Source organism: Pseudofrankia sp. DC12, assembly GCF_000966285.1.
Classification (GTDB): Bacteria; Actinomycetota; Actinomycetes; order Frankiales; family Frankiaceae; genus Pseudofrankia.
This window is the reverse complement of the sequence record NZ_KQ031391.1, coordinates 1181799-1207288: the sequence shown is the minus strand read 5'-3', so window position 1 is coordinate 1207288 and position 25490 is coordinate 1181799. Positions and strand designations below refer to the sequence as shown.

Sequence of the window (25490 nt, the reverse complement as noted above, 5' to 3'; positions counted from 1 at the left end):
ATCCTGACGCGACGGCCACCGATTCCGGAAGGATCTGGCGGTTCGAGAGTGGACATCGTCTGCCTCATGATGGCTGCCCAACCCCGACGGCCCGCGCTGCCGGATGTCTCGACCGGCAATGACGCCGACCTCGTCTCGACGTTCATCACTTCCCAGCCAGTCCGCCATTCTGCCAGATGTGCGGGTCGCCCCGGCCCGACACGATTAGACCTAAGGAAGGCGGGACTGCCCGTCGGCCGCTGAGTCGCCGCGGGACTGTTCAACGGCGGCGGACGTGACCAGGACGGCGGTCAGGATGCCCATGGCGGCCAGCCGGTCGAGCGCGGTCAGGAGGGGAACGGCGGCGAGCAGCGCGACGGCGACCCCGACCGGCCACCACGCGTGCCGGCGGCCGACCCGGGCGCAGCAGGTGGCGAGGCCGGCGAGGAACAGCGCCGGGCCGCCGAACGCGACCAGCGCGCCGGACAGGCCGATGGGCTCCTCGGGGTGCGCGATCACCAGTTCCAGCCCGACGGCGGCCAGCACGATGCCGGCGATGACCGGCAGGTGCAGGTAGGTGTAGACGTCCCGGCCGAGCTTGCCCGCCTCGGCCGGTGCGCTGAGGCCGATCCGCCGTGCCACCACCTCGGACACCTGGCCGAAGTACAGCCACCACAGCGCCGTCGACAGCAGGAACGCGACCCCGAGCGCGACGGCGACCGTGGCGGTGAGCCTGGACTCGGACGCGGTCGCGCCGGCGAGAACGATGCTCTCCCCGAGCGCGATGATGACGAAGAGCTGGAAACGCTCGGCGAAATGGTTGCCCTCGACCTGCCACTGGCTCGTCGGGGTCGAGCCGAGGCCCGGCAGCCAGTACAGAACCAGCGGCGCCGCGAGGTCGACGAGCAGCGCGACGCCCCAAAGACCCCAGCGCGCGTTGCCGTCCACGAGCGCGCCCATCACCCATGGTGGTGCCGTCAGGAGGCTCCAGGCCAGGATCTGCCCGAAGTTACGGCGGAAGGCGCCGGTCGGGCAGACCACGACGACGAAGACGTTCCGCACCACCTGCAGCGCCACATAGCTGGCCGCGAACAGCAACCCACGCCCGCCGAAAGCATCCGGCACGGCGATGGACATCAGCAGGCTCGCCATCATCACGAACACGAGGACAAGACGGACGGTGACCGTGCGCGGGTCGAACCAGTTCGCCATCCAGGTCGTGTAGTTCCACGCCCAATAGATGACGACGAGCATGAACGTCGCCCGGGCGGCGCCGGGCCAGCTCAGGTCGGCGAGCAGGTAGTGCGAGAGCTGCGTGACGGCGAAGACGTAGACCAGGTCGAAGAACAGCTCGAAGAACGTCGCCCGCTGCTCGCCGGCGGCCCGGCTCCGGATCAGCGGGATGTTCGGGATGACGAAAGGAGGGCCGGCGTCCGCGCCGCCTTTGCCGGCCGCGTCGTCGGTAGGCCGGCTGCCGGGTGGCGGTGCCGGGACCTGACGCGGGACCTCCGGCTGGGCGGGCACCGGCTCGGCGGGCAGGGACGGACCGGGCTCCATGTGGGCAGCATAGGCGCGGCCACGGATCTTCCCCGAAGGTCGCCGGCGCACGCTCTCGCCGTCTCAGTCCCTGGTCGGGCGCGGCCCCGCGGCCGGCTGGTGGAGGGCGACGCGGGTCGCGACGAGGACGATTCCAGCGAGGTCGGGCCAGGTCGGCACCTGGCGCAGGACGACCAGGCCGGTCACCGTGGCGGCGGCTTCGGATGGAGGTCGACCCCGGCACCCTCGGCCTCCCGACAACGGCCTTCGTCCGTCCGATCCCTGGGCGGCTGGAAAAGCTCGCGGCGCTCGCCCGCTCCACCGGCCCAGGGCTGCGGCGAGATCGCTCTCGGCAGCGCATGACTACTCAAGGTAGTCGGATTCGGCCGGCACGGATAGGCCGGCAGCGACGTGAACCGCCTGTGGTTGCTGGGTTTCCTGATCAACTCTAAGCACTTCTCCAGGCCCGACCAGACTGGAAGTGTAGTTTGATCAATCCGGACTGTTATCTTGCCGCGGCCCTGCCACCGGCCAGGTCAGCGAGTGCTACCGGATCACCGGCGAGGACTGTTTCCTGCTGATGGTCCACGCCCCCAGCGTCGAGGGCCTGCAACCGGTGCTCGACCGGTCTCTCGGCTACGGCCAGACGGTCAGCTCGATCGTGGTCTCGACGCCGGTCCCAGCTCGACCGCTGCCGCTCCGCTGTCGAACAACGCGGCTCCCTGAGCCGCGGCGGCCTTTCGATTCAGCCTGGCTCAGGTCGTGGGCGCCGCCGTGAGCCCCTTCTTCCTGGCGAAGAAGGACGCCATCGCGTCGGTGTGGGTCGGGAACGCGAGCCGTCGCGGCTCGGTGACCACCAGCCATTCGACCGTCTCGTTCGACGCCGTCACCGGCGGCAGGTCGGCGTGCGGCCGCTCGGGCAGCAGGCCGAACACGAGCAGGACCCCGCCGTCGCGCCCGCTGTGCACGTCGAACAGGCGGACATCGGCCGCGTCCGCGAGGATTCCGGTCTCCTCGCGCAGTTCCCGTACGGCGGCTTCCTGCCAGACCTCGCCGGCCTCCATGAAGCCGCCGGGCAACCCGAGCTCGCCGCGGCCCGGGTCGATGTCGCGGCGCACCACGACGAGGCCGGACCCGCCTTCGGGGATCGTGATCGGCAGCAGGGCAACCGCTACCGGGAGTGGGTTGCGCCACGTTGTTTCGCCGCACGCGGCGCACACCCGGGGCCACGTCGCATCGGGCTGATAGCGGCTACCGCAGTACGAGCAAAACGAATTCTGCATGGGCCCTGACCATAATCCCCGCGGACGGTGCGGGGGCCGCGGGACAGCCTGGTCCGGCTCCAGCCGGCCAGCGGGCCCGATGTGGCCGGGAAGATCCGATGTGGCCGGGAAGACCCGATGTGGCCGGGAAGACCCGATGTCGCCGGGAAGAACAGCTTAGCGGCCTGCGACGGGCCCCGCCTGACCCTAAAATGGGTACCGAATGGGCATTGCCGACGTTAACCGCTTCATGGGTACGCCAGGGCAGGTCTCCGGTCGTCGCCAGGCGGTCACGCGCGTGGGCATCCTCGTCGGGGGAGGGCACGATGGCGGAGAACGTCGACGACGTCGCCGCCTGCCTGCTGGCGACGCTTGGCGCGATGCGCCCCACGCGGCTTCAGCTGCTCGTCTACTACGCGCAGGCCTGGCACCTCGCCGGCCATCACGAGCACCTGTTCGACGATCCGATCGAAGCCAGGCCCGACGGCCCGGTCATCCGCCGGCTGTACGACCAGACGCGCGGCCGGGACGAGGTCGACGCGTGGCCCGCGGGCGACCCGCGCCGGCTCGGCTCCCGGGCGCGCGGCGTGATCGAGTGGGTCCTGAGATCGTACGGCTCGTTCCCGGACGGCGAGCTGTCCCGGATCGCCCGCGCCGAGGCGCCGTGGCGGCTCGCTCGTCAGGGGCGTCTCGTCAGGCGGTCGACGAAGGCGGTCGACCCGGCCGTCATGGCCACCTACTACGACCGCCTGCGCGCCTCCCCGGATACAGCGGTGCTCGTCGCCGTCGGCAGCGCACGCCTGGAGGGCCACGAGTTCGGGCCGCGCGAGGTGGACCTGCTGCGTGCGGTGGCCGCCGGGACCCGCCCCGCGGACGACATCGTCGCCGAGCTGACGCGGAGGTACCGAGCGTCGTGACGGCCGCCCATGGATGACGACCCCTACTGCTGGCCAGGCACCCGGTGCCTGCGCAACCTGCTCGACGTGCGAGATCTTGAGGAGCTCGACAAGGCGGAGCACGAGATCGTCGGTGTTCGCACCGTCGAGCTCACGACCTCGGTCGTGCCCGGTGCGTACGACACCGCGCACCTGCTGAGGTTCCACCGCCTGCTGTTCCGGGACGTCTACGACTGGGCGGGCCAGATCCGCCTCGGCAACATCTCGAAGGGGAACGCGCCGTTCTGCGACGTGCGCCTGGTCGGTGCCCGGCTCGACCAGCTGTTCGCCGAGCTGGCCGGCCACAGGTTCCTGGCTTCGCTGGAACGGGAGCCGTTCGTCGCCTCGTTCGGCTCGCTCTACGGCGAGCTGAACTCGATCCACCCGTTCCGGGAGGGCAACGGGCGCACCCAGCGCGCGTTCCTGCGCCAGCTCGCCGCGCACGCTGGCTGGTCGGTCCGCTGGGAGTCGCTCGAACGCAGTGCCAACGACGGTGCCTGCCGCGAGTACCTCAGATCCGGCCGGACCGCGACGATGATCGAGCTTCTTGCTCCGATCGTGGAGCCCCGGGCGATCTGGCCGGACCAGCGCCGAGACGCGGATCAGGCGCACGCCAGCACCGGTTCCAGGAGGCCGGCCGCGGACCCGCGATCGGCGACCCACCGCTGACCCGAGCGGCGCCGAGCTAGACCGGCGGAGCCGCCCGCGAGGTCCGTGCCGGTGACAGCGACCAGGTGTCAGGGTCACCCCCAGATCGGGAACAGCGACGGGCCGCCGCCGCCGGGCAGGGTGATCGGCTGGCCGATCCGGCGCGGGCCCATCCCTTCCCACAGCGCGAGGCTGCGCAGGTTCGACGCCGGTTGCGATGCTCCTCGACCGAGGCTATGGTCCGATCAGATATCGAGGTCGACGTCGACATTGAGCAGAGCATCGATGCGCGACCTCGATGCCCGACATCGAGGCGAGGGTGGGTGGCGTGGGCGCGACGACCGTGGCTGACCTGCTGCGCGACCGGTCCGACAGCGAGGCGGCCGCGCTGCTGGTCGGGGACGAGCGCTGGACCTACCGGCAGCTGGCCGCCGAGGCGTCGCGCCGTGCCGCGGTCTTCGAGTCGTTACGCGGCCGCGACCGGCCACCCCACGTCGGCGTCCTGCTCGACAACGTCCCGGACTACCTGTTCTGGCTCGCCGCCGCCGCGGTCTCGGGTTCCGTCGTCGTCGGCATCAACGCCACCTACCGCGGCGACGCGCTCGCCCAGCTGGTCCGCCACACCGACTGCCAGGTTCTGGTGACCTCACCGGAGTACCGACCGCTGCTCGACGGCCTGGACACCGGGATCAGCGCGGACCGGACCCTCGTCGTCGGCAGCGACGATTACGCCGCGCTGCTGGCCGCGGCCCCCGACGCGGCGCCCGACCGGCCCGTCACCGCGGACGACCTGTTCTTGCTGATCTTCACCTCCGGCTCCACCGGCCTGCCGAAGGCGGTGCGCTGCACGCAGGGGCGGTTCGCCCGGACCGGTGCGCACGTTGCCAGGATCGCCGGCCTCGCCGCCGGCGACGCCGGTACCGCCGGGGATGTCGTGTACTCGCCGCTGCCGTTCTTCCACTCCAGCTCGCTGTTCACCGGCTGGTCGTCGGCCCTGAACGCCGGCATCCCGCTCGCCACCCGGCCGAAGTTCTCCGCCAGGGGCGCGCTGCCCGACGTGCGCCGCCACGGCGCGACCATGCTCACCTACACCGGCAAGGTGCTGAACTACATCCTCGCCACTCCCGAGCAGGCCGGCGACGCCGACAACCCGCTGCGCCTCGCCATCGGCAACGAGGCATCCGCGCGGGACATCCGCGAGTTCGCCCGCCGGTACGGCAGCACGGTGCGGGACAGCTACGGCTCGACCGAGGGCGTCATCATCATCCGCCGGGACCCGTCGATGCCGGAGGGCGCGCTCGGTACCGCCGACGCGACGGTCAAGGTGCTCGACCCGGAGACGGGACAGGAGTGCCCACCGGTGGTGCTCGACGCGCACGGCCGGCCGGCCAACCTCGACCTGGCCGTCGGCGAGATCGTCGAGACGGCTCCGGCCTCGGGTTTCGAGGGCTACTACAAGAACGAGACCGCGACCAGGGCCCGGTTCCGGGCCGGCGCCTACTGGTCCGGTGACCTGGCCTACCGCGACGCCGACGGCTGGCTGTACTTCGCCGGCCGCTCGAACGAGTGGCTGCGGGTCGACGGCGAGAACTTCGCCGCGGCGCCGGTGGAAGCCATCCTCGCCCGCCATCCCGACGTCCGGTCGGTAGCCGTCTACGCGGTCCCGGACGACCCGGTCGGCGACCGGGTCATGGCGGCGATCGAGCTGCGCTCCGGGGCTGGCTTCGACGCGGCGGCGTTCGACGCCTTCCTCGCCGAGCAGCCCGACCTGGGGCCCAAGTGGGTCCCGGCCTTCGTCCGGGTCACCGACGAGCTGCCGAAGCTGGCCAGCATGAAGATCGACAAGCGGGGCCTGCGCCGCGAGGCCTGGCGGCCCGGTCAGGTGCTGTGGCGGCCGGCGAAGGGCGAGAGCCTGCGCCCGCTCGACGGCGCCGACCGGGCCAGCCTCGAACCCCTGCTGGGCTGAGGAGGCCGCCGTGACCGTGCTCGCCCCGGCCGGACGCCGACGGCGGCATCTGGGCCGGCTTCCCGCTTGCCCACGAGTTCCGCCGGATCCTGCCCGGCGGCGAGGTGACCGACCGGGTCCCCACCGGCGAGCGAATGGCGATCGCCTGCGCGCTGGGAGGCGTAGCCGGCCGCACGCTTTTCCTGCTCTCGGCACGCGACTGGAACTCGGTGGCGCTCGGCGGCGCTCGGACCTCCGTCATCGAGACAGTCCAGGTCCGGGTGCCCGGCGACGGGCTGGCCTGACCAGCCAGCAGCGGTCCGCGTCGCCGGCCAGGCTCCGCGGTGGCCGGCAGCGGAGCCCAACGCGAGCGACGCCCAGCCAATGGACGACCCGACATGGATGGTCGTGGCGACGCACCGTGTCAGATCCTCCGCATACGGACACCAGGTGGCCATCGCAGCTCCGCGTCGACGGATGTTCCACGACTGGCTGTGCCGGCTTCGGCGAGTCGTCGCCCACGGTTTGATCTCCTCTCGCGCGACGGGCGCCGACCCCCGGGGAATGGTTGACCTCTTTCTCTCCGTGGTGACTGCTCGTCATCTCCGCGAGCGGGAAAACTTCCTCACAATTCCGGGCAACTTCGGCCCGATCGCCCTCGACAAGGCCTCGCGCGGGGCCACAGACTTCGGGTGCTGACGGCCGTTTCGGTGACGGTCGTCGTGTGGCGGGCGCGGGGGCCGGTCCCGGCTCGTTTCCCGGTCGGCACGAGCCGGACGGCCGCGCACCTCGGATGATGCGCGAGGACCGAGCCCGGGAAGGGCCAATGGGGCAAAACGAAGGAGGAGCTGTCTTGGCTCGCCAGTGTGGCAACGGGCACTTTCGGGCGCTCTCGGCGGTCGGTGCCGGATGAAGCGTCTCTCGGACGCCTTCGGGGCCAAGCGCACGGAAGCATCTCCGTCTGGCTCGGGGTACGGCTCTCGCAGGGCAACCCGGCGGCTAGGCGCGAGGATGTCGCGTCGCCGGGTACGCCTGACGCTGGTGGCGGCCACGGCCGCGACGTCGCTCGTCGCGGCGGGCTGCGGGATGGCGGGTGGCAGCGGGTCCAGCACCGCGACGGCGGCGTGTAACGCGCCTGGCTACAGCGCCAACGAGATCCAGCTGGGCTTCGTCTACCCCAACACCGGCGCGGTTGCTCCGGCGCTGGTCGCTTCCAAGAGCGGCTTCGACGCGCGGATCGCGGAGGCCAACGCGGCCGGCGGCATCTATGGGCGCAAGATCGTCGCGTCCTGGCGTGACGACGCCGGCACGCCAGGGCAGAATCTCGAAGCCGCCAAGGACCTCGTCGACCAGCAGCACGTCTTCGGCCTCGTCGAGGCGACCGTGGCCGCCGCCGGCAGCGCCGAGTTCCTCCGCCAGAACAACATCCCGGTCTCGGGGATCGCGGCCGAGGCCCTCTGGGCCGACCCCAGGTACCGCAACATGTTCACGTTCTCGTACGTGTTCACCACCGGCCCGTCGGTGACGACCTTCGGCGACTACGCGAAGGCACAGGGCGGCACCCGGGCCGCCATCATTGAAAGCGACGGCGCCGCGAACGCGTCCGACATCGGCACGAAGATCGGCGCCAGCCTGGCGGCGGCGGGCATCCCGACCGCGCCCGGCCACTTTGTCTACAGCCCGAACGCGGTCGACCCGGAGAAGCTGGGCGAGCAGCTGAAGGCCGCCCACGTCGACGTCGTGGTCGCGGCTTTCGCTGGCGACCAGCTGGCCGAGCTGGTCCGCGGCATCAAAGCCGCCGGCGCGCCGATGAAGGTCATCCTCGCGCCGAGCGGCGCCGACAGCTCGCTGGTCCGCAAGTACGGCAAGACGCTCAGCGGCCTGACCGCCGCCGTCGCGTATATCCCGTTCCAGATCGGCGGTTCGGCTCACCAGGACTACCTGCGGGCGATGAGCGACTACGCGCCGGAGCTCCAGCCGCCGGACCAGGAGCTCGCCTTCGTCACGTACATCCTCACCGACCTTTTCCTGTACGGCCTGCAGAAGGCGGGGCCCTGCCCGACCCGGGCCGGGTACATCGACGCGCTGCGCGCCAGTACGTACACCTCAGGCCTGCTCCCGGGACCAATCGACATGACGAAGGACTTCGGCCAGATCGCGCGCTGCTACACGTTCATGCGGGTGAACGACGCCGGCACCGGCTACGACGTCGTCCCCAGCCGCGAGTCCGGCGCGACCGACAGCAACCGCTGGTGCGGCCAACGGCTCAGCCAGTAGCCACGTAGCCAGGCCGGTGTCCGCGTCTTCGACGCGGACATCGGTATCCGCCTCGGCTGACCGGCCGCTGCCGGGCCGGGCCGGGCACACCCCAAGGGCTGTCCGATCGGCGTCAGCGGGTTCGGCCCACGACCGGCTGCGGTAGCGTGCGGACGCGGAGGGGTACGTCCTCTCGCAGGCGGCTTGCCCAGTGCTGGTCGGAATGGTGGTCGGTGGCGACTTCCGTGGGACATCTGCGTTCCCTCGGCCCGGGGGACCCGCGACGGTCGGCCCCTACGTCCTGCGGGCGCTGATCGGCGAGGGCGGGATGGGCCGGGTGTATCTGGCGCGCTCGCCGGCCGGCCGGTCCATCGCGGTCAAGGTCGTTCACCCGCTGCGACGTCCTGTTCGACACGAGAATGCTCTCCCGACCAGCCCGCACCAGATCGCGACGGCGATCGGCCTGCAGGCCCACCGTTACGCGGGCCGGCGGCGCTGAGCCTGCCGGCAGCGGGCCGGTCGCGCGGGCCTGGCGTTACGAGGCGGGGCCTGACTTCGCCGCGGGCTCCAGGTCGGGCTCGCGGTCCACGGCCGGCGGGACCTCGGCCGCCGCGTCGACCTCCAGCAGCGACATGCTGTGCCGCTCGGCCTCGAAGGCGGCATGCCCGCCCCGGACGCCGAACAGCCGCTTGGATGCCACCAGGTAGACGACCGCGGCGATGTTGATGGCCAGCGCCGCCACCCGCAGCCAGGTGACGTGCTCGGTCAGCTCGTAGACCTCCAGCGGGAGGAAGATCGAGGTCGCGACGACCGCGAAGTACTCGCCCCACCGCTTCAGGAGCCACAGCCCGGCCCCCTCGGCGACCTGGATCGCGGCGTACCCGAACATCAGCACGGCGACGAGCAGCAGCGTCTTCGGCTGCGTGTAGACGAGGTGGCGCAGGTGTGTCACGGTCGGGCTGCTGTCGAGGTCGAGGTGCAGCACGTTCGCCAGCGGTTTCGCGGCCGGCAGGGCCCGGTCGAAGAGGTCCTCGGCCTGCGCCTGCGAGTGGCGGAACTGCAGGATCGCGTACCCGATCAGGACCAGCAGCACCGCGCGGACCAGCCGTTCGAGCGCGAGCAGGCGCAGCACCATGGCGTCCCGCAGGGCCCGGCCGCGCAGCAGCACCGGCGCCTCGTCCGCCGGCCCGGCGCCCGCCGGCTCCCCGACGGTGAAGTCACCGCAGCGCAGGCAGCGCCAGGCGACGCCGACCGCGGTCTCGGCCCGCAGCCTCGCGGCGAGGTCGGGCTCGTCGGGCCGGTAGGTCGCATGGCCCTTGCGCGCGCAGGTCCGCAGGTTCCATTCCACGGCTCCCGATGCTAGGGAGCCCCAGGAACCAGCGCTATCGGCGAGCCTGTCGGCTTGGAGTCAGTGTCCTGCCGCGAGTTTCAGGTGGGGAGATCGACCAGTTTGGCCGAGAGATCCCAGAGCTCGCGGGCCAGGTCGGGGTCGCGGGCCTGCGCCGGCGTAAGGAATCGGTCCCGTGGTCGATAGCGGTGGAGGTAGGCGCCGTTGACGGATTCCGGGTCCGGACGGGTCGCGACGGCGACCAGCGGCTCGGCGCCGTTGTCCACGGTGGTCGCCCTGCCGAGCAGGCCGAGCGGCCGGCGGTAGCAGTTGCGCACGATCCAGGCGTCCCGCCCGAACTCGCTGTTGATCAGTCCCGGGTGGACCGCCGTGGCGGTCGGCCCGGTGGATGCCGCACGGCGGGCGAGCTCCCGGGCGAACAGGATGTTCATCAGCTTGCTGTCGGCATAGGCGTGGAACTCGCCGAGGACCCGGGGGTAACGGTTCAGGTCGGCCAGGTCGACCCGGCCCGCGATGTTGGCGACGCTGCTCGTGATGACGACCCGTGAGCCCGGGGTCGCGACCAGCCGCGGCATCAGCAGGCCGGTCAGCAGAAACGGCGCCAGATGGTTGACCTGAACCGTCGTCCCGTGGCCGTCGTCGGTCGTGGTCGCGCCGGGGAACAGCCCGCCGGCGTTGTTGACCAGCACGTCGATCCGTGGGCAGAGCTCCGTTACCTCGGCGGCCGCCCGGCGCACCTCCGAGAACCGGGCGAAGTCCGCGACGACACCGGTCCCGCCGACCCGCTCCGCCACCGCCGCGGTCTTCGACGGCGACCGGCCCAGGGCGATGATCCGTGCGCCGAGCGCCGCGAGCTGGCCGGCCGCCGCGGCGCCGATCCCGGCGCTCGCGCCGGTGATGACGACCGTCTTGCCGGCCAGCGGCTGGCCGGGTGTCGTCGGATCGGCAATCGGCGTGTCCGCCATCGTTCTCCTTGTTCGGTTGCCCGCGGACCTGCTCGGCGTGCAGCATCCTTCGGCCCGGTATGGCGATTTCGGGCGATCAGGGCAGGCGTCGACCTGCAGGCCGGCGGCCCGCGGCGCCGAGTTCTGCGACGATGCGACGGGTTCGCCCGACGGTGGTCGAGCGTCCAGGTCTCGTGAGGCAGGTCGACCGGGTGCACCGACGGCTGTACCGCCACGCGGGCGCCGTACGTGTTCGGTACGTGGCTCCCCGTCGGCATTTTCGATCATGGTTCTGGGTGCGGGCCGGCCGCGCGGATAGCATGAACGGTCGCGGGGCCTGGTTCGGGCCAGCTCGCGGAGGCCTGGTTCGGGTCATGACGTAGGGCCAGTCGCGGGCCCATGACATAAGGCCAGTCGCGGGCCATGACGAACGGCGGACATGAAGACCTACGGAGACATCGCCGCGCTGACCGGCCCGGCTCGCCGGCGGTTGCTGGCCCGGCTTCGGGCGGTCGAGCCGGCCGTGACGGGCGTGGCCGCCGAGTACGTCCACTTCGTCGACCTGGTCGACGGAACCGGTGCCGGTGCCGCCGAAGGAGCCGGACCCGACGGGGACGCGAGCCTCGGGCCGCAGGACGAGGCGCGGCTGCGCGGCCTGCTCAGCTACGGCGAACCGTTCGACGGTGACCGGACCGCGGCCGCCTGCTCGCTGGTCGTGCTGCCGAGGCTGGGGACGACCTCGCCCTGGTCGTCGAAGGCGTCCGACATCGCCGCGTCCGCCGGTCTCGCCGCGGTCCGCCGGATCGAGCGGGGCACGGTCTACTACCTGTACGGCGACGGTTCCGTCGACCCGATCCCGCTCGCGCCGTTGCTGCACGACCGGATGACCGAGGTCGTCGCGTCGTCGGTCGCCGCCGCCGACGCCCTGTTCGCCGCCGAGCGCCCACGGCCCCAGCTCGACGTCGACCTGCTCGGCAGGGGCCCGGCCGCCCTGCAGGAGGCCAACCAGACGCTGGGGCTCGCGCTCGGCACGGGCGACATCGCCTACCTCGTCGACCAGTACGGCTCCCTGGGCCGCAACCCGACCGACGTAGAGCTGATGATGTTCGCCCAGGTCAACAGCGAGCACTGCCGGCACAAGGTCTTCAACGCGGCCTGGTCGATCGACGGCGAGGCCCGGCCGAAGAGCCTGTTCTCCATGATCAGGAACACGTTCGAGCAGTCGGGCGAGCACGTGCTGTCGGCCTATTCCGACAACTCCGCCGTGCTGCGCGGCGCGGACGCCCCGTGGTTCTACGCCGACCCCGAGACCCACGCCTACGGCCGCCACGACGGCCCCGCGCACGTCCTGGTCAAGGTCGAGACGCACAACCACCCGACCGCGATCGCTCCCGGCCCGGGCTCGGCCACCGGCGTCGGCGGCGAGATCCGTGACGAGGGCGCGACCGGCCGTGGCGCCACCCCGAAGATGGGCCTGTCCGGCTACACCGTGTCCCACCTGCGGATTCCCGGTGACGACTCACCCTGGGAAGGCCCTGAGGACCGTCCGGACCGGATCTCCGCCCCGCTGGACATCATGGTCGAGGCGCCGCTCGGGGCCGCCGGCTACAACAACGAGTTCGGCCGGCCGAACCTCGCCGGCTACTTCCGGACCTACGAGAGCGACGGCGGCCCGGGCGGCCGTTGGGGCTACCACAAGCCGATCATGATCGCCGGTGGCGTGGGCAACGTCCGCGACGCCCTGGTCCACAAGAACCGGCTCCAGCCGGATGACCTCGTCATCGTGCTCGGCGGACCGGCGATGCTCATCGGCCTCGGCGGCGGCGCCGCGTCCAGCATGCAGACCGGCGCCGGCGACGCCGATCTCGACTTCGCGTCCGTGCAACGCGGCAACGCCGAGATGCAGCGCCGCGCGCAGGAGGTCATCAACGCCTGCTGGGCGCTCGACGAGGCCAACCCGATCGTCTCCATCCACGACGTCGGCGCCGGCGGCTGGTCGAACGCGCTGCCCGAGCTGGTGCACGACGCGGGCCGGGGCGCCGTCTTCGAGCTGCGCGACCTGCCCAACGCGGACGCCGCCATGTCGCCGCTCGCGATCTGGTGCAACGAGGCGCAGGAGCGTTACGTCCTCGGCATCGCCGCCGCCGACCTCGCGGCCTTCACGAAGCTGTGTGCCCGGGAGCGTTGCCCGTTCGCCGTTGTCGGCACGGTGACCGACGAGCCGCGGCTGGTCGTGCGTGACCGGTTGTTCGGCGGGTCGCCCGTCGACATCCCCATGTCGCTGCTGTTCGGCGACGCCTCCCGGCAGAGCCGCGCGGCGACGACGGGCGCCGTCACGGTGGGCACGTTCGACGAGACGGGCATCGAGCTAATCGAGGCCGTCGAGCGGGTCCTGCGGGTGCCGGCCGTCGGCAGCAAGAAGTTCCTCATCACCATCGGCGACCGGACCGTCGGCGGGCACACCGTGCGCGACCAGCTGGTCGGCCCGTGGCAGGTCCCGGTCTCGGACGTCGCGGTCACCGCGGCCGCTTATGGCAGCCGCACCGGCGAGGCGCTCGCGATGGGGGAGCGCACGCCGCTCGCGACGGTCAGCGCGCCGGCCGCGGCGCGGATGGCCGTCGGCGAGGCGATCACCAACCTGGCCGGTGCCGCGGTCGCCGACCTGTCCCGGGTCGCGCTTTCGGCCAACTGGATGGCCGCCGTGCAGGTCGACACGCAGCAGGCGGCGCTGTTCGAGGCGGTCCACACGCTGGGCGAGCAGTTCTGCCCGGCGCTGGGCATCCCTATCCCGGTCGGCAAGGACTCGACGAGCATGCGCACCGTCTGGTCCGACAGCGCCGGTGACCACGCGGTGACCTCGCCGGTGTCGCTGATCGTCACCGCGGCCGCGCCCGTCGCCGACGTCTCCCGGGTGCTCACCCCGCAGCTCGCCCGGGACGAGGCGAGCCGGTTGGTCTTCGTCGACCTGTCCGGCGGCCGGTCCCGGCTCGGCGGGTCGGCACTCGCCCAGGCCTACGGCCGCGACGGTGCCGCCGAGGTTCCCGACGCCGACGCGGCCACGCTGAAGGCGTTCTTCGCGGTGACCCGGGCGCTGGTCGCGGACGGCGAGGTGCTCGCCTACCACGACCGCTCCGACGGCGGCCTGCTCGCGACGCTGGTCGAGATGGCCTTCGCCGGCCGGGTCGGCCTGGACGTCGACCTCGCGGCCCTGCCCGGCACGCTGGTGGGCCGGCTGTTCGCCGAGGAGCTCGGCGCGGTCCTGCAGGTCGCGGGAGCCGGCGTCGAGCGGGTCGCCGCGACGCTGGCCGCGGCCGTCGGAGCCGGGAACGTGCACGTGCTGGGCCGGCCGACCTACCACCAGCGGGTTGTCCTGCGCGACGGCGGCGCGGTCGTCTACGAGCGCGGCCGGGCCGAGCTGGAACGCACCTGGGCGACGACCAGCTATCTCATCCAGCGGCTGCGGGACAACCCCGAGACAGCCGACCAGGAGTTCGACGCGATCCTCGACGACACCGACCCGGGCATCACCGAACGGGTCACCTTCGCCCTGGACCGGCGTGCCTACCCGGCCCGGCCGAAGGCCGCCGTGCTGCGCGACGAGGGAGTCAACGGCCAGGTCGAGATGGCCGCCGCGTTCGACGCGGCCGGGTTCGACGCCGTCGACGTCCACATGACCGACCTGCTGGCCGGCACGGTCACCCTCGACGAGTTCCAGGTGCTCGCGGCCTGCGGTGGCTTCTCCTACGGCGACGTGCTCGGAGCTGGCCTCGGCTGGGCGAAGTCGATCCTGGCCCACCCCGAGCTCGCCGCCGCGTTCCGCGCCTACTTCCACCGGCCCGACACCCTGACGCTCGGTGTCTGCAACGGCTGCCAGATGGTCGCCGGCCTCGGCGAGCTCATCCCCGGCGCGACCGGCTGGCCGACGCTGCTGGAGAACACCTCCGAGCGTTTCGAGGCCCGGGTCTCCAGCCTGCTCATCGAGGACTCGCCGTCGGTGCTGTTCGCCGGAATGGCCGGCGCGGTGCTGGCGGTGCCCGTCGCGCACGGCGAGGGCCGGATGGAGTTCGGCCCGCCCGGCCCGGGTGCCGTGTCGGCCCGCTACGCCGACAACCACGGCAAGCCGACCCAGGGGTATCCGGCGAACCCGAACGGCAGCCCCGGCGCCGTCGCCGCCGTCACCTCGGACGACGGCCGGGTCACGCTGATCATGCCGCACCCCGAGCGGGCGTTCCTGGCTCAGCAGCGCTCCTGGCTGCCGCTCAGCGCCGGTCCCGCCGGCGGCGACGAGTGGTACGGCCCCTGGCTGCGCCTCTTCCAGAACGCCCGCGCCTGGATCGGCTGACCTCGACACGGTCTGGCGGTGGCCTGGCCGCCGCCACTGGCCCGATCGACCGGTCGGCAGGACTGCCGGTCTGCCGGACCTGCCCAGCCGGCTGGGCTGGCCGGGCCGGCCGGGCCGGCCGGGCCGGCGACGGCGTGACGCTGTTGCTCGTCTCTGGCGACCGCCAGCAGTTCGCCACCCGGCGGGCCGTGTTCATGGTGAGCCCGTTCGTTCTCGCCGGGCTGCGTCGCGTTCGGGATGCTCGTCAGCTTCGCGCTGCTCGCGGTCGTCGCCGCGGTCTGGAACGCCGTTCTACGGTGGCCTCATCTGGAAGCTGCGCCGCCCCTACGTCGGCCGCGGCTTCGGCATCCCCAGCGCCGCCCCCGCATCGAGCGCCGCCCCGGGCTGAACGCGACGCCGCCAGGCTGACCCGAGGCGGAGCGACGCCCAGGCCATGGTCGGCCCGGCTTTCTCGTCCGGAGACGTGATCGCGCAGTGTCGCGGCACTCCTGGCGGCGTCGGCCGCCGGCTGACCGGTTCATCCCGCATGTGTGACATCGGCGAGACGGGGCACATGACCGATGGTTCTCGCTGGTCATGGGGTTGGGCTGAGGAGGTACAGCTGCGCATGGGGCCGACCAGGCCGGAGCCGTCGTGAGCCACAACGCGACCGGGCGGCCCGGGGAGGACGCGGGACCGCCTGTCCTGGTGCTGATGGGCGTCTCCGGCTGTGGCAAGTCCACCGTCGCCGCGATGCTGTCCGGGCGGCTGGGCTGGCCGTTCGCCGAGGGGGACGATCTGCACCCGCGGGAGAACGTCGAGAAGATGGCCGCCGGCCACCCCCTGACCGATCTTGACCGCTGGCCCTGGCTGCTGCGGGTCCGCGGCTGGATTCACGACCAGATCGAGGCCGGCGAGCCCGGTGTGATCACCTGCTCGGCACTGCGCCGCGGCTACCGCGACGTGCTGCGCGGCCAGGCCGTCGACGGCGCTGGGATCCCCGCGGGCGCGGACGCCGCCGCGGGCGCCGGTAGCGGCTCGGAGCTGTTCGTCTACCTGCGGGGCTCCCGCGAGGTCATCGGCCAGCGGCTCGCCACCCGCCACGGGCACTTCATGCCGTCGGCCCTGCTCGACTCCCAGTTCGCCACGCTTGAGGAGCCGGGGCCGGACGAGAACCAGCTGACCGTCGACATCGGCCCGGAGCCGGCCGAGATCGTCCAGACGATCGTCGACAAGCTCGGCCTCGCCGCCACACCACGGGCGGGGGAGGCCCGATGAACGCCGCGGTCGTCGCCGCCGGAGCGGCCGGGCGCTCGTCCTGGACCGGGCACGACACCCGGCTGATCACCGTCGCCGTGCTCGGCATCGCCCTGATCGTCGGCCTGATCGTGTGGGCGAAGCTGCACCCGTTCCTCGCGCTGATCCTCGGCAGCGCCTTCGTGGGTCTTGCCAGCGGGGTGGGGGCTCTCCAACGTCATCAAGAACTTCGAAACGGGCGTCGGAAGCACCCTGCAGGAGGTCGGCCTGCTCATCGCGCTCGGGGCGATGCTCGGGAAGCTGCTCGCCGACTCCGGCGGCGCCAACCGGGTCATCGACTGAAGGCGACCTGGTGCAGCAGGCGCGTCTGCCCGAGGTCGACCGACGGTGACGGCCGAGTGATCCCGGTCGGGAGAGTCGGGGCCTCGGGCACCGCGGGCAGTGGGTAGTCGGGGAACGACGGCGGTGGGCCCGGGACCAGCGTGACCCGCGGACCGTTCGCCGCGCCGAGGTTGAGCCGGACCTCACGGGTGACGTCGACGCGCCGGACCCGGTGGCCGTCCAGCCAGGTCCCGTTGGCGCTGATGTCCAGGACCGACCAGCCCTGCTCTGTCTGCCTGACCATGAGGTGCCGCCGGGACACCCGGGCGTCGGTGAGCCGCAGATCGGCCCCGGGCCCGCGACCGATGACGAACGGCCGGTCCACGGGCACCGCGGCGACCTCCGCCCCATGGCAGATCATGAGCTCCTCGGACATCGCTTCTCGACCTCCGTCTCGCCACCGCGCCGAGCGTCCCGGCGTCCCTGTCGAGGGTCGCCCCTCGCGGCCCTAGCGGACCAGTCCTTAGAAAGTCGCTTACTGTCGCCAACCCGACTCGTCCGTCCAGCAACCAGTCAACCCGCTTGCGATCGCCGTGGCCAGGCCTTTGTTGCCGTGACCGCGGCTACGGCGCCGACCAGGCCGCCCGACGGCCGCGCGTCCGGCGGTCGTCGCATGTGGGCTGGTGGGCTGGGTACACGAACCGTGATGAACGAGCGGCCGCAGGTGTGGGGGAGCCAGACCGACGGTGCCGGGCCGGTCGTTGACGATCTGCATCGGGTGCTGGCCGGCTTCGGGATCGGGATCTTCGACTGGGACGTCACCGGCGGGCGGATGTTCGGTCGAACGCCGGGGCTGGTCGCTGACGGCCCAGCTTGCGGCGCTGGCCGCTGCCGCCCTGACCGTGCCGGCGGTGTACCGGGACGACCCCGACGCGCTCTGTGACCACATCCTGCAGGCGGTCGCGCCGGTCGCGCCGGTCGACCGTGAGGACGACCTCTGCCTGCTGGCCGTCGTGATGGCCTGACCCTCGCCTGTGCCCAGATTCTCGCCTGGGCCCAACCGCCGGCCGGGCCCAGGCCTCCGGCGGGCTCAGGCCTCTGGCTGGATCGCGTGCCGGCGCTCGTAGCCGAACTTGCCGGCCCGCTTGAGGAACTCGGGGCCGCTCATCAGGCCGGTGACCAGAAGCCGGTCGATGTGCCGCTGGGCCGTCCGGTCCGAGATGTCGGCGTACATGTCGACGGCGAGCTTCGCGATGCCGAGGACCTCCGGCGGGATGTTCGTCAGGTCCCGGCAGAACGCATACACCTCGTCCATGAACGTCTCGCTCGGGAAGACGTCATGTACGAGGCCGATCTGCTTGGCCTGCTCCGCGCCGACCCGGCGACCGGCCATCGCCATCCACTTGCCCCAGGCCGGGCCGATCAGCCTGGTCAGGCGGCTGGTGCCGCCGCTGCCGGCGAGCATCCCGATGTGCACCTCGGGCACCCCGAACTCCGCGTCCGGCGTGCAGAACCGGAAGTCGCAGCTCACCGCCATCTCCACCCCGGCTCCCAGGCAGATCCCGTTCGCGGCGACGATGATCGGCTTCTCGATCGACTCGAACTCGTCGTAGAGCAGGTGGTGGCTGCGGTAGTTGCGCCGGAAGTTCCAGCCGGGGTGCAGATGCTCCGTCTCGGGGTTCGCCGGCCGGTTGCCCACCCTGGCGGACAGGTCGACCCCGGCGGTGAAGTAGGGGCCGACGCCCGTGATCACCAGGCAGCGCAGGTCGTCCCGGTCGCCGAGCATGGTCGCGGCCCGCCAGAGCAGGTCGGTGACCTGCGGGCTGATCGCGTTGCGCTTGCACTGCCGGTCGATCGTCAGCGTGAGGATGCCGTCCTGCTCGGTGAGCCGGGCGTGCTCCTCCGCGTCTGCCGAGGGCTTCTCTCGGGTCTGGCGGTCCTGGGCGCTCACGGTTCTCCCTGGTGATCCGGGCTGGCGCACCGAGGCGGCTGGCTGTTCCCGCCTGGTGTGTCCCGGGTGGTGTACGTCGTATCAAGTATTTGTTATACGTACCCCACTCGTGTCGGGTCGACCTGCCCGCCGTCCGCTACCCGGCGTCCGGCGGGGTGGCCAGCGTCGTCAGCGTCCCCTGCGCGAGCGCGCTCAGCATCGGCGGCGCCTCGGCACCGGCGTCGGCCGCGACCTCCAGCGTGATCCGGACATCCTTGCGCAGCAGGCCCTCGGCGCCGCGCAGCCCGGTGAGGTCGAACTTGCCCGCGGCCAGGATGCCGGCGGCCCGCGAGCCGCCGGTGCCGCCGGCCAGCACCTGCGCGGCCAACGCCCGGTCGATGCTGAGCCGGTCGGCGAACGCGAAGGTCTCCAGGGCGAGCCCCACCTGCGCGGTGAACACGAAGTTGTTCAGCAGCTTGGCCACCTGGCCGCTGCCGAGCGGGCCCAGATGCAGCAGTGGGTCCGCGAAGGTCTCCAGCACCGGGCGGGCGCGGGCGACGTCCTCGTCCGTTCCTCCGACCATCACCGACATCCGCCCCGCGGCCGCCGCGGGGCGGCCGCCGCTGACCGGCGCGTCGATCACCGCGACCCCCCGGTCGGCGGCGGCGTCGGCGATCAGCCGGCAGGTGTCCGGGTGGATCGTCGAGTGCAGCATCAGCAGGCCGCCCGCGTCCATGCCGGCGAGCACCCCGTCCGGGCGCAGCACCACGTCGGTCACGTCCACGTCGGCCACGACGCAGATCCCGACGATGTCGCTGGCGGCGCCGAGCTCGGCCGGCGTCGCCGCGGTTGTGGCCGCAGTGTCCGCGAACGGCTCGACGGCGGCCGGGCGCCTGGCCCAGACCGTCAGCGGGAAGCCGGCGTCCACGATGCGCCGTGCCATCGGCTCGCCCTGGCTGCCCAGCCCGATGAAACCGACCTTCGTCATCGGTCCTGTCCTCTCACGTCGGACGTCCCTTCGCGGCGTGTCAGCACGTCCGCGTGGCTGGCGAGGGCGTCCCGCGGCGAAGCCGCTCTGCCTTGCCTACCGCGCGGTCACCGCCGCGCGCATCCGAACTGGCGCTCCCGTGGCCCGGGCGCCGGGCGACCAGGCCGTTCCGCGAGTTCGAGGAGCCTCGACGGTGTGCGGCAGATCATGCGTGCCTGCGGGTCGTTCGCGGCCAGATCCCAGGGCGGGACAAGCCGCGGTCCGCGCGCACTCTTGAAGCGGTTTGTCGCCATACCGTCATTCCCACGACCGCTCGCCCGGTCGATGATGGTACGAGGGGATCCCCGAGCGACAGGTGTGCCGTGTCCGAGTCCAGCTGGCCATCGCCCGAGCCGACCTCGCGGTCCGAGCCGACCTCGCGGTCCGAGCCGACCTCGCGGTCCGAGCCGACCTCGCGGTCCGAGCCGACGGTGCGGCCTGAGGCGACGTCGCGGCCCGCGCCGCCGCCCGCTGGTCCGCCTCCCGCCGAGGCGGCCCCCCAGCCGGTCGCGTCCGGGTTCGAGGGTGCCGACGACGACGGCGACGTCACCCAGGTCCTGCCGCCTCCGCTGAAGCCGCCGCCCGCGGCCGCGCTCGCCTCCCCGGCGCAGCCCACCCCGCCCCAGGCGGCCTCGCCCGGGCCACCGGCCCCACCGCCCCAGCCGACGCAAAGCACGCCCTGGCCGCAAAGCACGCCCTGGCCGCAAAGCACGCCCTGGCCGCAAAACATGCCCTGGCCGCAAAACATGCCCTGGCCGCAAAGCATGCCCTGGCCGCAGGGCATGCCCTGGCCGCAGGGCACGTCCTGGCCGCAGGGCACGTCCTGGCCCGCGAGCCAGCCGCCGGCCGCGTCCGGGCCGTGGCCGTCACAGGGGCCGCCGGCCGCGTCGGGCCGGGGCCTGCGGATCCGGGCACTGCCGGTGTTCGACCAGATCGTCGCCGGTGTCGCGGGTGTCCTGGTCCTGGTCGCGATCGTGCTGACCGCGATCGCGCCGGTCTACCCGCCCCGGGGCCGGGTGGAGAAGCTGTACGCCGACCGGCTCCAGCCGCCGCCACCGGCCGCCACGGCCACGGCGCAGCCGGTCCCGAGCGGGTCACCGACGACCGCGGCCGACCAGCTGCCGGCCAACCTGGTCGGCACCTGGACCGGCAGCGTGACCCAGACCGACCCCGCGCACGACTTCGACGCGACCTACGACGTGACGCTGGTACTGCGCGGCGGAACGGTCGGCGAGGTGGTAGGCACCTCGAGCTATCCGACGATTCCCTGGTCCGGCGACCTGCAGTTGAACCAGGTCGGAACGGGCGTCCAGGTGACCGAGCACATCGTGAACGGCACGAACTGCTCCGATACCACGCTGTTGCTCAGCCTCGACGGGAGTGGAAATCTCGCGTACCACTTCGACGACGTCGGCGCCGGTACCGGCGACGGGCTGCTCACCAAGCAGCGCTGACCGTCGGGGCGTGATCACTCAGCCGGGGGCGACCAGCAGCATGGCCCCCTTCAGTAGGCACAACGTGCTGACGGCCCCGAAGGCGAACACCCAGAGAAACGCCGGGACGTGAGTGATCAGGGCAAGCTTGTCCGCGTCGGAACCGCTTGGCCCCATCCTGCGGACCTGCCGCAGAATGACGACGGACTTCACCCCGGACAGCAGCAGGAACCAGGTGAGGAAATAGGCGCACCACCGTCCGGGCCAGCCCGGCGCATACCGTTCCAGCCCGACGAGCCCGGCGGCGCTCGTCAGCAGGACGACGATGCCGAACCTGTTCTCGACGACGAGGAGCAGCCCGGCCAGCGCGAGCACGGCAAGAATGAGCACAGCGGTCTCGTTGCCCGCGGCCAGCAGGCTCGCCGACGCGAGCCCGGCCAGCGGTGGGCTGCTGTAGCCGGCGAAGAAGATCATGGACTGGCCAAATCCGCCCACCGACGAGATGTCGAAGTAGGTGGTCCCCCCATGGCGGCGGATGTGCACCTTCTTTACCCACCCACCGTGCGCCCAGGTGACGAGCGCGTGGCCCCCCTCATGCAGCGTCGTATCCAGGTGACGGCCCCACCAGTTGGCCGTCACCGCCCACAACGCCAACAGCCCAGTCATCACAGCCACAGCGCCACCCCCCGACAGCGCGTCCTGTTGTCTTTCGTCTCATGATGCGGCCGTGGGGCGGACTCTCGAAGAAGTTTTTCGTCGCGGCGGCGGCAGAAGCCCCGCCGCCAATCGGGACGGCCGGCCTCGGTCGAGGTCGTCAAAGCTCGCGCGTCAGCCAGATGGACTGTTCGAGCTGAAACCCGTGGCGGGCGTAGAACCGGCGGGCGGCGTCGTTGGGTGCCTCGGTCTCGAGGAAGACGCGCTGGACACCCGCGGCCCGGCAGGCGGCCAGGAGCGCGGGCATCGCGGCGGAGCCGAGGCCGAGCCCGCGCCCGTAGATCTCGTCGAGCACCGCCTCACGGCCGCCCGACTCGAGGCTGTATCCCCAGCACAGGACCGCATCCCCAGCACAGGACCGCATCCCCAGCACAGGACCGCATCCCCAGCACAGGACCGCATCCCCAGCACAGGACCGCATCCCCAGCACAGGACCGCGTAGCCGGCCGGCTCGGGGCCTGGACCGTTGATGAGCCAGACCTGGCCGTACTCGTCGCCGGTCAGCAGCGGGGCGAGCGCGCGGCCGGCCCGGGGGTCGTCGTGGTCATGGCCGTCGACCGCGTTGAACTCCGTTGAACTCCCGCACGAGCGCGAGAACGATCTCGGAGTCGGCGGGCCGGGCGCGGCGAATGGCGGTCACCCGCGCATTCTGCCGCTGGTCCTGGCCAACTCCACGCCCAGCCGGCCGCTGGCCGACGCCGGAGTGGTCCCCGGCCAGGGAGGGCAGGCGGTACGTCTCTAAGGAGCCGGTCGGCGGCCTGGCAGCGGGGACGCGATGGCCACGGGCCCGTGCCGCGGGCTCTGGGCGGCGGTGACTGGAATTTCGTTCCCGGCTTTGGCCGCCGCGGTCCCAAAGGAGGTCGCGCGGTCGAACGGCCGCAGATCGAACGGCCGCAGGCGTCAGAGATCGCTCATCGGGCGTGGATAACCCGCCCGGACCTGGGCTTGCGCAACCATCGGTCGCCTTCGGCACCCGTCACCGCTATCGTCGGAGGTGTGACATGGGTCTCTTCTGGAGGTCGCCTTAGATCGCGGCCAGAACGAGGTTCTTGTCACTGTCGTGGTCATCGCACCCGCCGCGCCACTGCCGGCCGCCGGCCTGGGGCCGCTACGGCCAGGCCGACGCCGGCCACTGGAGCCAGGGAGGGCCCGCCATGTACCCCGGCCAGTTCGCCGTGACCCATCCGGAGAAGACCGCGGTCGTCACGGGTGGCCCGGGCTGGCCGGCGGCCCCCGATGCCGCCGTCACGCGGCTGCGCTATGCGGAGCTCAACGCGCGCTCGGTCCGGCTGGCCCGGCTGCTGGCGCAGCGGGGGCTGCGGCCGGGTGACACGCTGGCGATTCTCGCCGAGAACCATCCGCACTATTTCGAGGCCTTCTGGGCCGCCATTCGCTCCGGCCTCTACCTGACCGCGGTGAACTGGCACCTGGCGCCGAGCGAGGTCGCCTACCAGGTGGCGGACTCCGGCGCCCGTGCGCTGGTCGCCACCCGCAGGTTCGGCGAGCTGGCCGCCCAGGCCGCGGCACAGGTACCCGGCTGCCGGGTCCGCCTGATGATGGACGGCGTCATCGACGGGTTCGAGCCGTACGAGGAAGCCGTCGCCGCGGTCTCCGCCGAGCCGCTGGCCACCGAGCCGGTAGGCGAGGTGATGCTCTATTCCTCCGGGACGACGGGGCGTCCCAAGGGCATCCAGCGACCGCTGGCCGACCGGCAGGTGACCGACCCGGAACGCAGCCGGATCTCGCTGTTCGGCGAGCTCCTCCTGCAGTGGACCGAGGATCTGGTCTACCTCTGCCCGGCTCCGCTTTACCACGCGGCCGGGCTGCAGTGGTCCGGAGCAGTCCACGAGGTCGGCGGGACGCTGGTCATCCTGGAGAAGTTCGATCCCGAGCAGCTGCTCGCGGTCATCGAGCGGGAGCAGGTCACCCACGTCCAGGTGGTGCCTACCATGCTGGTGCGTCTGCTGAAGCTGCCCGCGGAGGTCCGCGACCGCTATGACCTGTCCAGCCTGGTCAGCGTGCTGCACGCGGCCGCTCCCTGCGCGCCGGAGGTCAAGCGGGCGATGATCGACTGGCTTGGCCCGATCATCGACGAGTACTACGCGGCCACCGAGGGCAGCGGGCTGACGTTCATCGGCTCGGCGGACTGGCTCGCGCACCCCGGGTCCGTCGGCCGGGCGCTGGTCGGAATACCGCATATCTGCGCCGAGGACGGCGCCGAGCTCCCGGCCCGTGAGCCCGGCCTGCTGTTCTTCGAGCAGGAGCGGGCGTTGTTCGAGTACCACGGCGACCCGGAGAAGACGAAGGCCAGCCGGCACCCCGACCACCCGAACTGGGCGACGACCGGCGACGTCGGCTACCTGGACGAGGACGGCCTCCTCTACCTGACCGACCGGAAGAGCTTCATGATCATATCCGGTGGCGTCAACATCTACCCGGCCGAGGTCGAGGCCGCGCTGATCATGCACCCGAAGGTCGCTGACGTCGCCGTCTTCGGGCTGCCCGACCCGGAGATGGGGGAGTACGTCCACGCGGTCGTCGCCCCCGCCGCCGGCGTCGAGCCGGGCGACGAGCTCGCCGAGGAGCTACGCGCCTACGCCCGCGTGTCCGTGGCCCACTACAAGGTCCCGCACGCTTTCGCGTTCCGCCCCGACCTCCCGCGCATGCCCACCGGCAAGCTCAACAAGCTCAAACTCCGCGAGGAGTACCTCGTCGTCCCGTGATGATGTCCGGCGCCTGCCGCCACGCTTGCGCGCTGATGGAACTGGGTTGCAGAGGTCCTGCTGCTCGCCATGGCGCCCGCACGATCCACCTGCCCGACCAGCCCGGGCGAGCGCGGCCTGCCGCAGTACTCCGACCCGCGTTACGACCCGCTGTGGGCCCGGCTACAGGGGATGCGGATGCCGGTCTGCGTGCATCTGGGCGTCTCGGACGCCACCTGGGACATCGCGGCCCGCGACCCGACTCCGCGGATGGGCGACTTCGTCGAGGTCGGCTGTGGCGGAGCTCCGATGATCGGCCACAGCGAGACGCCGGCCGCCGGGCTGGCGGCCGACCCGGCGCAGCTGAGGGGCAGCCCGCTGGGCAAGCGGTTCGTCATCGACGGCGACACGTCGCTGGAGCTGCTCGTCACCCGCGGCGGCAAGGGAAGCCTGACCGCGGGTGGCGTGGCCCTGGTCGAGAAGGAAACGGCGCGGCTGCCGTCGAGCGACTTATCGTGCCGTGCGCCAGGCGGTCGGGTAATCCGCGGCCGCCTTTGGCGTTTTGGCCCGCGCCGTACCGAGGCCGGGCCGGTAATCCGGTTCGGTAGTCGAGGGGTACCCGATAGCGGTGGCCACGGACTGGTCGCGGCGGCCCCGTCTCGACCGCCGCGACGGCCGTCGCCGATCCAGCGACGGCCGGGTCGCGCGGCCCGGCGAAGCGGCGGCAGCCCGGCGGGAGTGGACCGCGCGATGGTCGCTTCCGGGCCCAATTGCTGCCGACAGTGATGGTGGCAGTCCACGGTCGTGAATGTTGTTGCGCACCGTCACATCGTTGTGGCGAAATTGTGGGGGTCTGACGCCCGTATCGAGGCCTAGGCTCATAGCTGGTGAACAGGCGACCCAGGCCCCTCAAGGGGCCTATAGCCCCACCT

Annotated in this window: 24 protein-coding genes and 2 pseudogenes; 16 read left to right on the top strand and 10 right to left on the bottom strand. The window is 72.0% G+C overall.

Annotated elements, in window-relative coordinates:
• Positions 1 to 210: 210 nt before the first annotated feature.
• Both FRADC12_RS05000 and FRADC12_RS33740 read right to left on the bottom strand, forming a co-directional pair.
• Complete coding sequence (locus tag FRADC12_RS05000; RefSeq protein ID WP_052710689.1) at positions 211 to 1536, bottom strand: low temperature requirement protein A; 1326 nt, start codon at positions 1534 to 1536, stop codon at positions 211 to 213.
• Between the two features lie 63 nt (positions 1537 to 1599).
• On the bottom strand, positions 1600 to 1722 hold the full coding sequence (locus FRADC12_RS33740) for a hypothetical protein (protein WP_255355168.1): 123 nt from the start codon (positions 1720 to 1722) through the stop codon (positions 1600 to 1602).
• A 295-nt stretch (positions 1723 to 2017) separates the two neighbouring features.
• Here FRADC12_RS33740 and FRADC12_RS29185 point away from each other — a divergent pair, with 295 nt between their 5' ends.
• Positions 2018 to 2293, top strand: a complete 276-nt coding sequence (locus FRADC12_RS29185) for an Lrp/AsnC ligand binding domain-containing protein (protein WP_084010453.1) — start codon at positions 2018 to 2020, stop codon at positions 2291 to 2293.
• Here the strand turns inward: FRADC12_RS29185 and FRADC12_RS04995 are convergent.
• Entirely contained in the window at positions 2271 to 2798 is a 528-nt protein-coding gene (locus FRADC12_RS04995; RefSeq protein ID WP_045875753.1) for an NUDIX domain-containing protein, read from the bottom strand. The two genes, FRADC12_RS29185 and FRADC12_RS04995, sit on opposite strands and share 23 nt — an antisense overlap.
• Positions 2799 to 3103: 305 nt before the next feature.
• Between FRADC12_RS04995 and FRADC12_RS04990 the strand changes: the two genes are divergently transcribed.
• From FRADC12_RS04990 to FRADC12_RS04960, 6 genes and pseudogenes are all read left to right on the top strand, one after another.
• Positions 3104 to 3694 carry a Panacea domain-containing protein gene (locus tag FRADC12_RS04990; RefSeq protein WP_045875752.1) on the top strand — a complete coding sequence of 197 codons (591 nt, stop codon included), beginning with the start codon at positions 3104 to 3106 and terminating at the stop codon, positions 3692 to 3694.
• 9 nt (positions 3695 to 3703) lie between these two features.
• Positions 3704 to 4381, top strand: coding sequence for a Fic/DOC family protein (locus FRADC12_RS04985; RefSeq protein ID WP_045875751.1), 678 nt, complete (start codon positions 3704 to 3706; stop codon positions 4379 to 4381).
• A 307-nt stretch (positions 4382 to 4688) separates the two neighbouring features.
• On the top strand, positions 4689 to 6326 hold the full coding sequence (locus FRADC12_RS04980; RefSeq protein WP_045879099.1) for an AMP-binding protein: 1638 nt from the start codon (positions 4689 to 4691) through the stop codon (positions 6324 to 6326).
• 44 nt (positions 6327 to 6370) lie between these two features.
• Positions 6371 to 6610, top strand: a pseudogene (locus FRADC12_RS29175) (SMP-30/gluconolactonase/LRE family protein); the annotation flags it as partial.
• A 706-nt stretch (positions 6611 to 7316) separates the two neighbouring features.
• Complete coding sequence (locus FRADC12_RS04965) at positions 7317 to 8582, top strand: ABC transporter substrate-binding protein (RefSeq protein WP_045875749.1); 1266 nt, start codon at positions 7317 to 7319, stop codon at positions 8580 to 8582.
• 190 nt (positions 8583 to 8772) lie between these two features.
• Complete coding sequence (locus tag FRADC12_RS04960) at positions 8773 to 9060, top strand: hypothetical protein (RefSeq protein ID WP_045875748.1); 288 nt, start codon at positions 8773 to 8775, stop codon at positions 9058 to 9060.
• Between the two features lie 36 nt (positions 9061 to 9096).
• Here the strand turns inward: FRADC12_RS04960 and FRADC12_RS04955 are convergent, their stop codons facing one another.
• Complete coding sequence (locus FRADC12_RS04955) at positions 9097 to 9909, bottom strand: DUF2127 domain-containing protein (RefSeq protein WP_045875747.1); 813 nt, start codon at positions 9907 to 9909, stop codon at positions 9097 to 9099.
• Between the two features lie 80 nt (positions 9910 to 9989).
• Positions 9990 to 10874 carry an SDR family NAD(P)-dependent oxidoreductase gene (locus tag FRADC12_RS04950; RefSeq protein ID WP_045875746.1) on the bottom strand — a complete coding sequence of 295 codons (885 nt, stop codon included), beginning with the start codon at positions 10872 to 10874 and terminating at the stop codon, positions 9990 to 9992.
• A 418-nt stretch (positions 10875 to 11292) separates the two neighbouring features.
• Between FRADC12_RS04950 and purL the strand changes: the two genes are divergently transcribed.
• The 4 genes and pseudogenes from purL (at position 11293) to FRADC12_RS34785 (ending at position 16773) form a co-directional block, all read left to right on the top strand.
• Complete coding sequence (gene purL, locus FRADC12_RS04945) at positions 11293 to 15195, top strand: phosphoribosylformylglycinamidine synthase (protein WP_045875745.1); 3903 nt, start codon at positions 11293 to 11295, stop codon at positions 15193 to 15195.
• 633 nt (positions 15196 to 15828) lie between these two features.
• Entirely contained in the window at positions 15829 to 16452 is a 624-nt protein-coding gene (locus FRADC12_RS04940; protein WP_232303618.1) for a gluconokinase, read from the top strand.
• Positions 16449 to 16610: pseudogene (locus FRADC12_RS34790) on the top strand (GntT/GntP/DsdX family permease); the annotation flags it as partial. The gene FRADC12_RS04940 and the pseudogene FRADC12_RS34790, both read left to right, overlap by 4 nt.
• Before the next feature lie 10 nt (positions 16611 to 16620).
• Positions 16621 to 16773: a GntT/GntP/DsdX family permease gene (locus tag FRADC12_RS34785; RefSeq protein WP_232303617.1), complete on the top strand. Its 153-nt coding sequence runs from the start codon at positions 16621 to 16623 to the stop codon at positions 16771 to 16773.
• Here the strand turns inward: FRADC12_RS34785 and FRADC12_RS04935 are convergent.
• Positions 16763 to 17188, bottom strand: coding sequence for an FHA domain-containing protein (locus FRADC12_RS04935; RefSeq protein ID WP_052710687.1), 426 nt, complete (start codon positions 17186 to 17188; stop codon positions 16763 to 16765). The genes FRADC12_RS34785 and FRADC12_RS04935 overlap by 11 nt on opposite strands.
• Before the next feature lie 475 nt (positions 17189 to 17663).
• Between FRADC12_RS04935 and FRADC12_RS32815 the strand changes: the two genes are divergently transcribed.
• Positions 17664 to 17777: a serine/threonine-protein phosphatase gene (locus FRADC12_RS32815; protein ID WP_232303616.1), complete on the top strand. Its 114-nt coding sequence runs from the start codon at positions 17664 to 17666 to the stop codon at positions 17775 to 17777.
• A 65-nt stretch (positions 17778 to 17842) separates the two neighbouring features.
• Here FRADC12_RS32815 and FRADC12_RS04930 read toward each other — a convergent pair whose 3' ends face one another.
• A complete protein-coding gene (locus FRADC12_RS04930) occupies positions 17843 to 18703 on the bottom strand; it encodes an enoyl-CoA hydratase/isomerase family protein (RefSeq protein WP_052710686.1) in 861 nt (286 codons plus the stop codon).
• A 136-nt stretch (positions 18704 to 18839) separates the two neighbouring features.
• Positions 18840 to 19670: an NAD(P)-dependent oxidoreductase gene (locus FRADC12_RS04925; RefSeq protein WP_045875744.1), complete on the bottom strand. Its 831-nt coding sequence runs from the start codon at positions 19668 to 19670 to the stop codon at positions 18840 to 18842.
• An 803-nt stretch (positions 19671 to 20473) separates the two neighbouring features.
• Here FRADC12_RS04925 and FRADC12_RS04920 point away from each other — a divergent pair.
• On the top strand, positions 20474 to 21163 hold the full coding sequence (locus FRADC12_RS04920) for a hypothetical protein (RefSeq protein ID WP_045875743.1): 690 nt from the start codon (positions 20474 to 20476) through the stop codon (positions 21161 to 21163).
• A gap of 18 nt (positions 21164 to 21181) precedes the next feature.
• On the opposite strand, the gene FRADC12_RS04915 is transcribed toward FRADC12_RS04920, so the two are convergent.
• Together FRADC12_RS04915 and FRADC12_RS32810 are read right to left on the bottom strand one after the other, a co-directional pair.
• On the bottom strand, positions 21182 to 21808 hold the full coding sequence (locus tag FRADC12_RS04915) for a M50 family metallopeptidase (protein WP_232304116.1): 627 nt from the start codon (positions 21806 to 21808) through the stop codon (positions 21182 to 21184).
• A 148-nt stretch (positions 21809 to 21956) separates the two neighbouring features.
• Positions 21957 to 22220, bottom strand: coding sequence for a GNAT family N-acetyltransferase (locus tag FRADC12_RS32810; protein ID WP_232304115.1), 264 nt, complete (start codon positions 22218 to 22220; stop codon positions 21957 to 21959).
• 105 nt (positions 22221 to 22325) lie between these two features.
• Between FRADC12_RS32810 and FRADC12_RS32805 the strand changes: the two genes are divergently transcribed.
• The 3 genes from FRADC12_RS32805 (at position 22326) to FRADC12_RS28080 (ending at position 25344) form a co-directional block, all read left to right on the top strand.
• Complete coding sequence (locus tag FRADC12_RS32805; protein ID WP_045875741.1) at positions 22326 to 22598, top strand: hypothetical protein; 273 nt, start codon at positions 22326 to 22328, stop codon at positions 22596 to 22598.
• A gap of 412 nt (positions 22599 to 23010) precedes the next feature.
• Positions 23011 to 24579 carry an acyl-CoA synthetase gene (locus FRADC12_RS04900; RefSeq protein WP_045875740.1) on the top strand — a complete coding sequence of 523 codons (1569 nt, stop codon included), beginning with the start codon at positions 23011 to 23013 and terminating at the stop codon, positions 24577 to 24579.
• Between the two features lie 69 nt (positions 24580 to 24648).
• Positions 24649 to 25344 (top strand): hypothetical protein, encoded by a 696-nt coding sequence (locus FRADC12_RS28080; RefSeq protein ID WP_052710684.1) that lies wholly within the window; start codon positions 24649 to 24651, stop codon positions 25342 to 25344.
• Positions 25345 to 25490 lie beyond the last annotated feature (146 nt).